The 13,588-nt window shown below is 43.9% G+C and carries 12 protein-coding genes; 8 read left to right on the top strand and 4 right to left on the bottom strand.

Features of this window, described 5'->3' with window-relative positions:
• The first annotated feature begins 59 nt into the window (after positions 1 to 59).
• Both MSG35_RS00605 and MSG35_RS00600 read left to right on the top strand, forming a co-directional pair.
• Positions 60 to 578 carry a GNAT family N-acetyltransferase gene (locus MSG35_RS00605; RefSeq protein ID WP_248382444.1) on the top strand — a complete coding sequence of 173 codons (519 nt, stop codon included), beginning with the start codon at positions 60 to 62 and terminating at the stop codon, positions 576 to 578.
• A gap of 113 nt (positions 579 to 691) precedes the next feature.
• Positions 692 to 1,168 (top strand): hypothetical protein, encoded by a 477-nt coding sequence (locus tag MSG35_RS00600; RefSeq protein ID WP_248367605.1) that lies wholly within the window; start codon positions 692 to 694, stop codon positions 1,166 to 1,168.
• Between the two features lie 105 nt (positions 1,169 to 1,273).
• Here MSG35_RS00600 and MSG35_RS00595 read toward each other — a convergent pair whose 3' ends face one another.
• Positions 1,274 to 1,720: a DUF417 family protein gene (locus MSG35_RS00595; protein WP_248382443.1), complete on the bottom strand. Its 447-nt coding sequence runs from the start codon at positions 1,718 to 1,720 to the stop codon at positions 1,274 to 1,276.
• A 281-nt stretch (positions 1,721 to 2,001) separates the two neighbouring features.
• Between MSG35_RS00595 and MSG35_RS00590 the strand changes: the two genes are divergently transcribed.
• The gene (locus tag MSG35_RS00590; RefSeq protein ID WP_017062654.1) at positions 2,002 to 2,364 is read left to right on the top strand and encodes a RidA family protein; all 363 of its coding nucleotides are present in this window, start codon (positions 2,002 to 2,004) and stop codon (positions 2,362 to 2,364) included.
• Positions 2,365 to 2,493: 129 nt separating this feature from the next.
• Here MSG35_RS00590 and MSG35_RS00585 read toward each other — a convergent pair whose 3' ends face one another.
• Positions 2,494 to 4,080, bottom strand: a complete 1,587-nt coding sequence (locus MSG35_RS00585; protein WP_048606304.1) for a BCCT family transporter — start codon at positions 4,078 to 4,080, stop codon at positions 2,494 to 2,496.
• Between the two features lie 451 nt (positions 4,081 to 4,531).
• On the opposite strand from MSG35_RS00585, the gene MSG35_RS00580 reads away from it, so the two are divergent.
• Together MSG35_RS00580 and MSG35_RS00575 are read left to right on the top strand one after the other, a co-directional pair.
• On the top strand, positions 4,532 to 7,699 hold the full coding sequence (locus tag MSG35_RS00580; protein ID WP_248367604.1) for a glycosyl hydrolase family 18 protein: 3,168 nt from the start codon (positions 4,532 to 4,534) through the stop codon (positions 7,697 to 7,699).
• Positions 7,700 to 7,994: 295 nt separating this feature from the next.
• Positions 7,995 to 9,458 carry a sensor domain-containing diguanylate cyclase gene (locus MSG35_RS00575; protein ID WP_050646202.1) on the top strand — a complete coding sequence of 488 codons (1,464 nt, stop codon included), beginning with the start codon at positions 7,995 to 7,997 and terminating at the stop codon, positions 9,456 to 9,458.
• Positions 9,459 to 9,593: 135 nt separating this feature from the next.
• On the opposite strand, the gene MSG35_RS00570 is transcribed toward MSG35_RS00575, so the two are convergent.
• Complete coding sequence (locus MSG35_RS00570) at positions 9,594 to 9,848, bottom strand: YgjV family protein (protein ID WP_017068159.1); 255 nt, start codon at positions 9,846 to 9,848, stop codon at positions 9,594 to 9,596.
• Positions 9,849 to 10,116: 268 nt separating this feature from the next.
• Between MSG35_RS00570 and MSG35_RS00565 the strand changes: the two genes are divergently transcribed.
• The 3 genes from MSG35_RS00565 (at position 10,117) to MSG35_RS00555 (ending at position 12,526) form a co-directional block, all read left to right on the top strand.
• Positions 10,117 to 10,704 (top strand): DUF4136 domain-containing protein, encoded by a 588-nt coding sequence (locus MSG35_RS00565; RefSeq protein WP_248382442.1) that lies wholly within the window; start codon positions 10,117 to 10,119, stop codon positions 10,702 to 10,704.
• A 178-nt stretch (positions 10,705 to 10,882) separates the two neighbouring features.
• Positions 10,883 to 12,067 (top strand): D-alanyl-D-alanine carboxypeptidase family protein, encoded by a 1,185-nt coding sequence (locus MSG35_RS00560; protein ID WP_050651717.1) that lies wholly within the window; start codon positions 10,883 to 10,885, stop codon positions 12,065 to 12,067.
• Positions 12,068 to 12,232: 165 nt separating this feature from the next.
• Positions 12,233 to 12,526 carry a YkgJ family cysteine cluster protein gene (locus tag MSG35_RS00555; RefSeq protein WP_248382441.1) on the top strand — a complete coding sequence of 98 codons (294 nt, stop codon included), beginning with the start codon at positions 12,233 to 12,235 and terminating at the stop codon, positions 12,524 to 12,526.
• 51 nt (positions 12,527 to 12,577) lie between these two features.
• Here the strand turns inward: MSG35_RS00555 and MSG35_RS00550 are convergent, their stop codons facing one another.
• Positions 12,578 to 13,474 carry a LysR family transcriptional regulator gene (locus MSG35_RS00550; protein ID WP_248382440.1) on the bottom strand — a complete coding sequence of 299 codons (897 nt, stop codon included), beginning with the start codon at positions 13,472 to 13,474 and terminating at the stop codon, positions 12,578 to 12,580.
• Between the last annotated feature and the right edge of the window lie 114 nt (positions 13,475 to 13,588).

The following is a 13,588-nucleotide window of genomic DNA, read 5'->3' as shown; positions in this document are numbered from 1 at the left end:
AAGCCGTGGTTCATGAATCATAAGGTGCGGCTTTTTAGGGAAACATTAGAGTATTTGTCATGGATGTATTTTTACACTTACTTCAACTGAATGACGCAAGTGCGCTCTTGGATTTTGAGGTCGAAAATAGAGAGTGGTTTGAGCAATTTGTCCCAGCTAGGGAAGACCGTTTCTATTCCTATGAGGGTGTTGCCGAGCAAATCACGAGCTTTCTCACTGAATATGAGAACGGTGAGATGATCCCTATGTTGATCAAAGACATCAATGGCACTGTATGTGGAAGAATCAACATTCACGATATCGACCAAAGCTCTGACAGTGGAGAGCTAGGCTATCGAGTTGGTCATTCCTTTGCTTCAAAAGGCATTGCGTCTAACGCAGTAAAGCAGTTTCTAGACTATTTGACGCAGCAGACCAACCTTAAATATGTTGATGCCTATGCGTTAGTGGGCAATGTCGGTTCTAACAAAATCTTATCCAATACAGGTTTTGAATTGGTCGAGCATGTTGAGAACTACGCGGTGTTCAAAGGAGAACATCAAGATGCCAACTATTATCGTAAGTCGATATCTACTTAAGTAACGATGTAACTGTTTGATATTTATTATTTGTCCTATGATCAATGAGATAATAGATTTAGACAAGATGAGCTAACACCAATTGTGGTGTGAAACAATACAGAGATCAGTTTATGAACATTGTGACAGTCTATAGTGGTAATCAGCAGGTATATGCGAATTTGTATCAGGGCTATGCGGCCGAGTTTTCAAAGATCATCGGCGATAAGCCAGACGAGTATGGCTTGTTTGAGATTTATCCGACGCTTGGCGATACCGTAACGGGCTATTTACTTTACATCGACGGTGTTCCAGCTGCGTTAACAGCCATTGAAACTAAAGCCCCAAATGAGTTTGAGATTTGCGACTTCTATGTGGTGCCTTATTTTAGAAAAAATAAAGTCGGCAAGCAGTTTATCTGTGAGTTGTTTGAACATCTCCAAGGCAGTTGGGAGATCAAGCAAGTACTGGGCGCAGAGCATGCAGTTAAGTTCTGGAGAGAGGTTGTTAGCGACTACACCTCAGATAATTACGTAGAAGATCAATACCAAGACGAAAAATGGGGATTGGTAACGAGACAGCGCTTTAATCACGATACTAGTGCAAAGTAAATCTTTATACATTAGAAGCTGGCAGCGTCCTTCTAGCCAGCTTCGAGCCTTTTTATTTCAAGGTTTAAGGTTACTTCTAGGTTTTGGCCACTTCTAGATTTACAGTTATTTCTGAGGTTTATTCCGTTCGATTACGCTAATTGCGATCGCTAAAAACAGGATGTCTTTCACTAAAAAGAAGTTAGTGACTAAGATGCCATCCGATACTTTCCAAGCGTTTGGCGTTGTAATCAGGAAGCTAAGTGTCACAGCAAAGATAGCCGCTGCCGCAATGCCTGAATAGAAAGCAATTGTCGGTTTCTTAAATCCAACGATCAGTCCAATCGCAACAACGATCTCCGCGCCACCCACCATGTTAGACACAGCTTGCACTGAGAACAGATTGTAAAGCCAGTTCATTGCTGGATGATTTGCGATTAGCGGTTCAATGAGCATCGCTTCGGTTGGCGTAAACTTATAAATACCAATCCAAGCTAACACCAATGCTACGCCAATCACGCCTAGGTTGTATCCGACGTTACTCTGTTTTAAATCATAGGTTTGAACATGCATAAAAGTACTCCATTTAATAAAATCCCTGAATATGACCGCAATAGCTCAGATTAAATTTCGCGCTGTGAATAATACTTAATATATTTATCTAAAAACTTAATAGGTAACGACTTATTGTCTCGATAGGAACTCAAAGGCTAGTGACGTTGAGAACCTAAAGAGTGTGTAGGCGATAGTGCTGTTCAAAAGGTGCCGCGAGTTTTCCAATTTTTGTTTTCAATATTCATGATTTGGATTAGATTACGCTGATGTTCACCCTAATTATAAGAAGAGTATAACCAGTGAAAATCCATAGAATTAACCCGACCAAGCGTTGGTCTGATGTGACTGTTTTTAACGGTATCGCAAGCTTTGTGGAAGTGGCAGAGACGGATACAACAGCAGGAATTAAGAGTCAGGTTCAGCAAATCTTCGAACAAGCTGAAGAAATGATGAGTTTGGTAGACAGTGATAAATCTCGCGTATTGTCGGTAACTATTTACCTAACGGATTTCGCTAACTTTGATGCACTGAATGAAGTTTGGGAAGCGTGGTTCCCTGAAGGTTGTGCGCCAAGCCGTGCATGCGTGAAAGCAGAACTTGCTAATCCTGAACTATTGGTTGAGATGTCATTCATGGTTGCTGCGGGTGAAAAGTTTCAATAAGCTGAATTATCGGTAGAAATAAGCATTCGTCGATACAAGTAACGAACAGATAAAACAAAGCCACTCAGGTGAATCACTTGAGTGGCTTTTTAGTGTTCTAGATTATCCGAAACTAAATCGGATTAGGTATTAAGCGAGACCTTGATCTCTTGCCATCTGTTTCGCGATCTTCGGAGCGTGCCATAAGCATGGCAGTAAGATGAACGAAACAGGAACCGCAGTGATTACAATGAACGACTGTAGGGCAGAAATGCCGCCAGAGCCCATTGAGATAAGTGCGATCGCTACCGCACCCATGATGATACCCCAGAAGGTACGTACCGCTGCGTTCGGCTCTGTCGTGCCCGTCATTACTACACTGATGGTGTAAGTCATTGAGTCACCTGTTGTCACGATGAACGTGGTCGTCAGGATCAGGAACAGAATTGCAATCAGAGTTGGGAACGGCAGTTGCGCGGTAATTGCTAGAAGAACCGCAGGAAGGTTGAAGCCTTCGAACGCACTAGAAATCACACCTGGGTTCTCTAATTCAAACGCTAGACCACTACCACCAACGATGCTGAACCAGAAACACGTTACAAGCGGTGCAACGATGCTGATAGAAACGATCATTTGGCGAATAGTACGGCCTCGTGAAATACGAGCAATGAAGATAGCCATCATTGGGCCATAGCCTAAGAACCAACCCCAGAAGAATACCGTCCAGCCACCTAGCCACGCTGTATCTTGGCGGTATAGCGCCATTGGGATGAAGTTATCAACCATTTCGCCCATACCTTGCAGGTAACCATCAACGATGAAGCTCGTTGGGCCAACAAGAAGGATGTAGCCGATTAGACACACAGACAAGATGATGTTGTAACGGCTTACTAGTTGGATACCTTTGTTCACACCACTCAAAGCAGAAAGTGTGTACATTGCGATAGCAAAGATAATAACGACACTTTGTGTTGCAAAGCTGTCTGAAATGCCAAACAGCTCGCTTAGCGCGTAGCTTATTTGTAGGCCGAGGAAGCCAATAGGGCCGATAGTACCTGCGGCTACAGCCACGATGCTGCATGCGTCGACAACGTTACCAACCCAGCTGTTAATCGCTTTGTCACCAAGTACTGGGTAAAGCAGCGTGCGTGGCTTAAGAGGAAGACCTTTGTCGTAATGCAGGTGCATTAACACGATGGAAGACAAGCCACCTAAGATTGCCCATGCAAGGAAACCCCAGTGCATGAAAGATTGTGATAGAGCATTGAACGCCATCGCTTGAGGATCTGCGTTGCCATACAGTGGCGGAGCTGAAACAAAGTGAGCGATAGGCTCTGCGGCTGCCCAGAACACACCACCGCCGGCTAGCAACGTACATAGGACGATAGACATCCATTTAAAGGTGGTCATTTCAGGTAGAGCAAGCGTTCCTAAGCGAACGTGGCCGGTGCGACCTAGTGCAAGCACTAAACCGATAATGAAGTTGAGAAGTAGTAGGACTTGCCAGAAAGCACCGAACCATTTAGTTGAATAACTAAAGCCGATGTTTACAAGTTCGGACAACACGGAGGTGTTGGTGAAGGCTAGGATGACAAAGAGGGTTAAAAAACTGCCACTAAGCCAAAAGACTGGGTTTCCGAGTTCCAGTTTTTCACCCAAAGATTGAGCTTTATTGAAATCGATAGAAGTAGATTCTGCGTTGATGTTTTCGTTGGCGACTTGCGTCAAGTTGGACATTATTTCTTCGCTATATTTGGCTCTTTCAAGCCTATGTATTTCTCCCACACTTGCATAGAAATGTGAGGTTCGTCAAAAAAGCCGCCGATACTAACACATTTGTTATCAAAAAGTGGGCGAATTCCCAAAAGAATCCCAAATCGCCTTTAAATCACTACTTTTTGGCTAGTTTTGATACGAATTTTTTTCTCGAATCCAAATCACATTTCTGATTTTTGAGACGTTATTTTTTAGCTTTCCGAAATAAATTAATATTAGTTGTTGGTGCAAAATAAGTGTCGACTCATTGCATGCTATAAACAAATTAATGCGAGTCATTTTATAAATACTGAATATTTTAGGTGTTAAATTGGCGCTGTTACCTACAGTTGTTTTGCGAAGAGATTTAAGTGGCGAGGAAAGTCCCATTTAAATTAAACATCTTGAAACAACAACTTAAGGGATAGCTAACATGCACCTAAATCAAGGAAGAGTGGCCAAGAAGGTTTTTACACTCAGTACGCTCACCGCGTCATGCTTAATGGCGTTCAACAGCTATGCGGCTGTGGATTGCTCAACGTTAGAAACGTGGGACTCTGCCACTGTATACACAGGTGGTGATCAGGTTTCACATGACGGCAGTGCTTATACGGCAAATTACTGGAATCAAAATAACAACCCAAGCCAATTTGAAGGCGACTACGCACAATGGAAGAAAGTCGATGTGTGTAGCGGCGACGGAGGTGGCGGTACGCCAAATGAAGTACCAACGGCTTCATTAACGGCACCCTCTGCTTCTGACGTGATTACTGAAGGCGATAATGTTGTATTGAGTGCAACAGCACTAGATTCTGATGGCAGTGTGGCTTCGGTTGAGTTCTTTGTTGATGGCACATCAGTTGCGGTAGTCACAGCGGCACCTTTCGAAGCGACTTGGGCTGCAACGTCGGGTAATCATCAGGTTTCTGTTGTTGCAACGGATAATGAAGGCGCAGCAAGTGTTGCAAGTGCGGTTTCTGTCTCTGTTGATTCAGCACAACCAGGGAATGAAGCACCGACAGTTTCAGTTGCACTTTCAGTGACATCTGTTGATGTTGGTGGTGTAGTCACACTGACAGCAACGGCAGCAGATAGCGATGGCACGGTTGATAAGGTTGATTTCTACGTAGCGGGTGCTCTTGTGGGTACAGCAGCAACGAGCCCTTACACGTTAGATTACACAACGACTCAAGCGGGTTCTTTAGCGGTTTACGCAAAAGCAACAGACGACCAAGGTGCGACTGCAGATTCTGCGTTGGCATCGTTGACTGTGAATGGCGCTCCAACAGTGAGCACATGTCGCCCTGATGGCTTATATCAAACTCAAGGTGTCGATGTTCCTTACTGTACGATTTACGATGATGAAGGTCGTGAGAAAATGGGCGCGGATCACCCACGTCGTGTTATTGGTTACTTCACAAGTTGGCGTGCAGGGGATGACCCACAAGCGGCTTACTTAGTAAATGACATCCCTTGGGAACAACTCACACACATTAACTACGCTTTTGTGAGCATCGGCTCAGATGGCAAAGTAAACGTCGGTGATGTGAATGATCCTGAAAACGCAGCGGTTGGCAAAGAGTGGCCGGGTGTGGAAGTTGATCCTGCATTAGGCTTCAAAGGTCACTTTGGTGCATTAGCGACAGCGAAGAAAAAACATGGCGTGAAAACGCTAATCTCAATCGGTGGTTGGGCAGAAACCGGTGGTCACTTCGCGACTGACGGCAGTCGAGTGGCTGATGGCGGTTTCTACACAATGACAACCAATGCCGATGGCTCTATCAATCATCAAGGTATCGAAACATTCGCCACTTCCGCGGTTGAAATGTTGCGTAAATACCAGTTCGATGGTCTGGATATCGATTACGAATACCCAACCTCAATGGCAGGTGCCGGTAATCCATACGACAAAGACTTCATGGAGCCGCGTCGTCAATACCTATGGGCTTCGTACCAAGTGTTGATGAAAGTGCTACGTGAGAAGCTTGATGCAGCCTCTGCGCAAGATGGCAATCACTACATGTTAACGATCGCGGCGCCTTCTTCTGGTTACCTGTTACGCGGTATGGAAACATTCGATGTAACCAAGTACCTCGATTACGTGAACATCATGTCTTACGACCTTCACGGTGCGTGGAACGATCACGTAGGTCATAACGCAGCCTTGTTTGATACAGGTAAAGATTCAGAGCTAGCGCAATGGAACGTTTACGGCACGGCGGCTTACGGTGGTATTGGTTATCTGAACACGGATTGGGCTTACCATTACTTCCGTGGTTCTATGCCAGCAGGCCGTATTAACATCGGTGTGCCTTACTACACTCGTGGTTGGCAAGGCGTAACGGGTGGTGAGAATGGTCTTTGGGGCCGAGCAGCACTGCCAAACCAATCTGAATGTTCAGCGGGCACTGGGGAAGGCGAGAAAAACAACTGTGGCCATGGCGCTATTGGTATCGATAACATGTGGCACGATACCGATCCAAAAGGCAACGAAATGGGCGCGGGTTCTAACCCAATGTGGCATGCGAAGAACCTAGAGAAAGGTATTTGGGGTTCTTACGCTGAAGCTTACAAGCTTGATCCAGTGAATGATCCTTCAGATGTTCTAACTGGCACTTACACGAGAAACTATGACAGCGTGGCGGTTGCGCCTTGGTTGTGGAACGCAGAGAAGGGCGTATTCCTTTCAACGGAAGATAAACAGTCTATCGACGTGAAAGCGGACTACGTTATCGACAAAGAGATCGGCGGCATCATGTTCTGGGAACTAGCAGGGGATTACAACTGTTATGTACTCGATGCGAATGGCAACCGAACCTCTATCGATACGACTGAGCAAGCGTGTAATAGTGGTAACGGTGAGTTCCACATGGGTAACACCATGACGAAAGCTATCTACGATAAGTTTAAGTCTGCGACTCCATACGGAAACAAAGTAGCGACGGGTGCTATTCCAACAGAAGCATTAGATATTTCGGTATCGGTTGGTGGCTTCAAAGTGGGTGACCAAAACTACCCAATTAACCCTAAGATCACGTTCACGAACAACACAGGGCAAGCTCTTCCGGGTGGAACTGAGTTCCAATTCGATATCCCAGTATCTGCACCTGATAACGCGAAAGATCAATCGGGTGGTGGTTTGACCGTGATTGCTTCAGGTCATACTCGTGCGGATAACATCGGTGGGTTAGATGGAACCATGCACCGAGTGGCATTTACTTTACCTACATGGGAAGAGCTTCCTGCTGGCGGTGTGTATGAGTTAGACATGGTGTATTACTTGCCAATTTCTGGCCCTGCTAACTACGCGGTGAATGTCGGTGGCGTTGATTACGCGTTTAGCTTTGAGCAGCCAGATCTACCATTAGGTGATATCAGTTCAGGTGGCGGTAACCCTGGCGATGGTGGCACCAACCCAGGTACATGTGATACAGCAGGTTTAGCGGTTTACCCAGACTTACCTCAGAAAGATTGGGCGGGTAACCCAAGCCACGCAAACACAGGCGACCAAGTGGTTCATAACGGTAGTGTTTATCAAGCAAACTGGTGGACAAGTTCTGAACCGGGTAGCGACGGTAGCTGGACTCAAGTTTGTTCTTAATTTAATGCTAAGTAATCTCTTTATAGACAATAGAGCGTAGTAATAGGTAATAAATGCGAATGCTTTTAAGTCTATTTATCAGGATGTTAGTATAAATTAAGTCATCAATTTAAACGTAAAATTAAAACGCCGAACTGAATCCAGTTCGGCGTTTTTGTCATAAGTCACAGATTGCGTATAGAAACCCTTGAAAATATCGACACTCGTTCAGTAAAAAATAAAAACATGATATAAAACAGTCTGTATATAAGAGAAGTCACAGCGTTACCTGAAATTATAAATCTACGGGGTAATCTTGAAAGTCAGACGTAAATACATTCTTAATTTTTCAATTGCGCTCGCCGTCGTGTCGATGATTCTTTCTGCCTTTCAATTTAATCGAACTGAAAGGTCATTGTTGGAATCTAACCAACTGTTTTTTCGTACGATTGTGAACGCGAGTTACGATATTGTCGACACCACAGTGAATGAGGCGATAAAGACATATCTTAAAGGAATTACGGATACCGTTGCGTCTCATGTATGGCATACCACGCCAGAACAAGAAGTTGAACAGGTAAGCCAAATTGCCCGTGAATTGCATATTGGACAATCGGGTTATATCTATTTGATGTCACCCCAAGGCGTCCACCTTTATCATCCATTCTTGCAAGGTCAGAAGCGCGGACATCTTACTCATATCCAAAAACAGCTCACTATTGACTCTGGCATGATCGAGTACTTTCACGCTAATCCTCATGAAATAAGCCGTAGAGCCAAAGTCGCTTATTCGATGAGGCTCCCGAGTGGCAACACTTTGGTTGCGACGACCTATAAAGAAGAACTGATGTATTTGGTCGATCTTGAAGGTTTAAAAGACAAACTTAGAAAGTACGCGTTTGGTGATAGCGGATATGTATACATTGTCGATCTGCAAGGTAACTTAGTGCTTCATCCGGATTATGAACATAAATCATTGAAATCCTTAATAGGCTACTCGTCTGAACTGCTTATTGATCGAATCGCCACCAAACCAGAAGGTCAATTCAGTTACTCGATTTCCAGTGATAGTGGCACGACCAACAAAAAAATCTTCTATAAGTTTTACCCTTATCTTAATTGGGTCATTTCTGCAGGTATCTTAGAGCAAGAGCTTAATCGAAATCATAGCCTGTTGTTTATTAGTTTGATGGCTTTGGTTGTAAGTTTGTTGAGCATTATTGTCGTGTTGGTTCTTTACCTGCGGCATCGTCATCTCAAAATCTTGGATGTGGCAAGCCTAGATTACCTTACTGGGCTTCCTAGTCGACGGAGTTTTATCGAGCAGCTAAAACTGAAAATTACTCAGAATTCACCTTATCCGATAACGAATGTCGGCGTCATCTTGCTTGATATTGACCATTTCAAACGGGTCAACGATCAATATGGTCACGCTCAAGGCGATCGAGTTATCTGTGCGGTCGCAAAGTCACTTAAGAGATTTGTTAACCGTCGTCGTTTGATTGCACGCTATGGCGGTGAAGAGTTTATTTTGGTGACGTTTGATTGTGATGAACATGAGTTATTCGAATTATCAGAGGCGTTACGGCTATGTGTTGAGCAACTTCAAGGCTTGGTGTCGCCAGTGACTATCAGCGCTGGGTGTTGCCATACACAAGCACTGACTGACATTGAAACCGCTATCGATAAAGCCGACAAAGCGCTTTATCAAGCAAAAGAGAGTGGACGTAACAACACTCAAGCGTATCGAGAGAACGAATATCACGTTGCTTACATGTGATTGGTTGAAAGACTCGTTGGATTGAAAAGTTTTGTGCACACAAATCGAGTTCTTGAGAACGACAGACACAAAAAAGCCCAAATAGATCGCTCTATTTGGGCTTTTTCAGAATTATTTGAAAGGCTAATCGCTAATTTAAGCTTTCGCTGCTTTCATCGCTTCCGTTTTTTTTTCCTTTTGCATTTTTGCAAGGAAGTAGATGTTTACACAAGCGATAAAGCCGTTGGTGGCTGCAACTGGCCATGCGTCAATCATGATGCCGTATGCTGTGAAGAGTGCACAGCCAATAAAGTTAAGGACACGCAGACGAACGATATCTTTCATTGTTAATGAAATTGCGACCATAATAGACGCAGCGTAACCTAAAATTTCAACCATATTGAATTCCATTGTTTGACCCTCTTAAATTTGCCGATACTTTGTCGGTACCAATTCTTCTCTTCATGAGATGATTGAGGAAGCTCCGTGCCTCGAATGGTCTGGTTTTGTTTAACGGGGTGAACTATACCAACTCTGTTTTTGTGATTAAACCCCCAAAACGGACAGAAGTGAAGGTTAGCGATTACGCAAACGTTTAATGACCTTTCTATTAACATAATTACTATTTATGTTGGAGGTTGAATTGATAGTTATTCTTATATAGGTAAGGAAGCCTCGAATGATAAAACGATCCATTTGTGCAACAAAAAGCATAAAAAAAGTAGTACTGTTGGCTTTGATGGCTATTGGGGTGATTGCATGCACTTCGCAAGAAATACCACCCACACACAATTATGGTGTGGTCACTAGCGGTGACTTTGATTTCATGAAACACGGCGTGATGACGTACTCCTGGCACCCTGAATCTGAAAAGGTTTACCTTTCTCAAAAATATGATGAAACCGTGGTGACCGACTTAGTGCGGGACTCGATTCAAGAACAACTCTCAAGTAAAGGTTACCAGTTAAAGCAGAATGGTGTCGGCGATGTTGTTGTAGGCTTTGGATTAGCGGAAGAATCGGAACTGAACGATGAGTCTATCTTCGATGCGATTAAGCTATCTACTGGTGTGCCATTTTACGATGGTGAAGGTAAAGTTGTGGAGAAAGGGTCGTTGTACATTGCGTTTTTCGTACCTAACTCAGAGGTCGTACAATGGCAAGCATTAGCACAGTCTGGCATTCAACCTGATTTAGAGCCAAGCGAGAGCAAACAGCGCATTACTGGCTTTGTGGAAATGTTATTTAGACGCATGCCTGAGCGATAGTATTAGATGTTGAATGCATTCATTGGGTCAATATTAGTTGTGGAAAATATGGTCAGATCGCAGATTATACTTTTTTATTTGTAACGAATGGTACAAATACGTAAAGCAACGTAAAGTTCGCGCTTCTTTTGCTAGCATTTGTCTATACTGCTCAAAACGTTAACTTAGGTTTGATTCAATGAAACTGTTTTCCAAATACTCTCTCCCTCTATTAAGTATATTCATTGTAAGTAACGCAGCGATGGTAAGTAATTCAGCTATCGCAGCACCTTCTATAGTACCAAGCCCACCTAGCCTAGGCGCAAAAGGGTATGTGTTAATTGATTTTAATTCTGGTGATGTGCTGGTAGAAAAAAACGCACACACGAAGTTAAACCCAGCAAGCTTGACCAAACTGATGACCAGCTATGTGGCAGGTCAAGAGATGAAGCGAGGCAATATCTCTGCTGATGATCAGGTACGAATCAGCGAAAATGCGTGGGCGAAGAACTTCCCAGACTCCTCAAAAATGTTCATCGAAGTAAACACCGATGTAGCAATGATGGATCTTTACCGTGGTTTGATTATTCAATCCGGTAACGATGCAAGTGTTGCTATTGCGGAACACGTTGCGGGCTCGCAAGATGCATTCGTTGACCTGATGAACTCTTGGGCGACCTCTCTGAAGCTAGAAAACACCCATTTTGCCAATGCACATGGTTTAGACGCTGACGATCTCTATTCGACTCCTTATGATATCGCGCTACTCGGTCGTGCCATTATTCGTGATTTACCGGATGTGTATGGCTTATACAGCGAACGCTCTTTCAGTTACAACGGCATCACACAGCACAACCGTAATGGCTTGTTGCGTGATAGAAGCTTAACCGTTGATGGCATGAAAACGGGCTACACCTCCGGTGCTGGCTACAGTTTGGCGAGTTCAGCGACACAAGGTGAGATGAGACTTATCGCGGTTGTGATGGGCGCATCAAGCGTTAAGAGCCGTGAATCAGACAGCAAACAGCTATTGAGCTATGGTTTCCGTTTCTTCGATACACTAAACCCGCACAAAGGCGGCGATCAAGTGGCTGAAGAGAAGGTATGGTTTGGTGAGCAAGACACATTGAAACTAGGTGTGGCAGAAGACACGTTCATTACGTTGCCTAAGTCGGATAGTAAAAAGCTGACTGCATCTATCGAGCTTAACTCTGAACTGAAAGCGCCGATTGCAGAAGGTCAAACTCTAGGTGTGGTTCATTACACTGTTGATGGTGAAGATGTTCAAACTCAGCCTTTGATCGCGCTTGAAGCGGTTGAACAGGGCGGTTTGTTCAAACGTTTAATGGACTACGTTAAGCTGTTCTTCGCGAGTCTATTCTAGATAGCGCTTCTAGTTAATTAAACGAAAAATCTAACGGGCGTTGTGAGTCAATCACAACGCCCGTTTCTATTCTTGCCTGTATGAAAACAGTATTGGCAGCTTTCTTTATTAGCCGTAGCGAGCGGTTTCGATTACTATACGCAAAATTTAGCAGTGTAGTCACTTATGACCATAGAGATAAAGAACATCACCGAACCTGAAGTAACTTGTGCCAATTGTCAGGCATGCTGTTGTCGTTTAGAGGTTATGATCATCACAGATACGGGCGTACCTGAAGAGCACATCGCTTACGATGAATGGGGCGGTGAAACCATGAAGCGCTTAGATGACGGGTGGTGTTCTGCGGTAGATAGAGAAACACTGATGTGTACTATCTACGAAAACCGACCATGGATCTGTCGTGAGTTCGAAATGGGCTCTTATGAATGCGTTGATCAGCGCAAGGATGTAATGGGCTAAGATTTTATTTTAGCTATCGATTTCAGTTGAGCTCTAGCTGTTCTTAGAGCTTTAACTATTTCTTGAACTCAAATACTCCGCAAGAAAATCGATAAATACTCGGATTCGTTGGGGCAAATAGTCGCTCGCATGATACACCGCATACATTGGTAACTGGTCATTACTCCAATCTGCCAACAACCGTATTAATTCCCCTTTCTCTACAAACTCTTTACCCATCCAATTCGGCAAAGCGACAATACCTAAACCTTGACGAGACATCTTAAGCAGCATTTCTGGGCTGTCTGAAGTGAATATTTGATTTACTTTAATACTGCTGGCTTTGTGGCTCTTGTCGGTAAAACGCCACTCATTTGCAGGCGTCATCAGTGAATAGGTTAAGCAGTGGTGTTTGCTCAGTTCTTGTGGCTGTTGCGGTGCTCCGTGTTTCTCTAGGTATGCGGGTGATGCGAAGTAGTGAACTTTGTTATTAAACAGCAAGCGTGCTTTTAGCCCTGAGTCTTTCAGCTGTGATGCGCGGATGGCGACATTAATATTGTGTTCATTGAGATTAACGATACGGTCGTCAACACTGAGATTAATCCGTATCCCCGGATGTTGTTCAATGAATGCTTGAAGCGGTTCACTGAGTAACATGGTTGAAAAGGCACTTGGAGCGGATATTTTCAATTCACCTTCTACGGACTCAGTTTCTCGCTTGAGCTGACTTTCTATTGCGGACATTTCTTCTAGGAAGCGGACACAATAAGTGAGGTAGTCTTTACCTGCATGGGTTAGGGATATTTTGCGACTGTTTCGCTGAAACAACGTCATTCCTAAATCACTTTCTAACCACGCAATCTTTTTACTGACAGCACTTTGTGTCATATCGAGCTTATTGGCAGTAGCAGTAAAACTGTTCAGCTGTGCAGTTTCCACGAAGATACGAATACACTCAATTTTATCCATTCTACTTGCCTTATGTCTGCTATCTAAACTTAATCATTCCAAATTGGAATCTTTACTATCATAAAATTAGCATTTATCGCTCGATTTATGAATGGTTAAATAATCCCACTGACG

Origin of the sequence: Vibrio sp. 1CM23M (assembly GCF_023161755.1) — a bacterium.
Classification (GTDB): Bacteria; Pseudomonadota; Gammaproteobacteria; order Enterobacterales; family Vibrionaceae; genus Vibrio; species Vibrio coralliirubri.
Note: the sequence above shows the minus strand (reverse complement) of the source record. Positions and strands in the feature narration are given on the sequence as shown.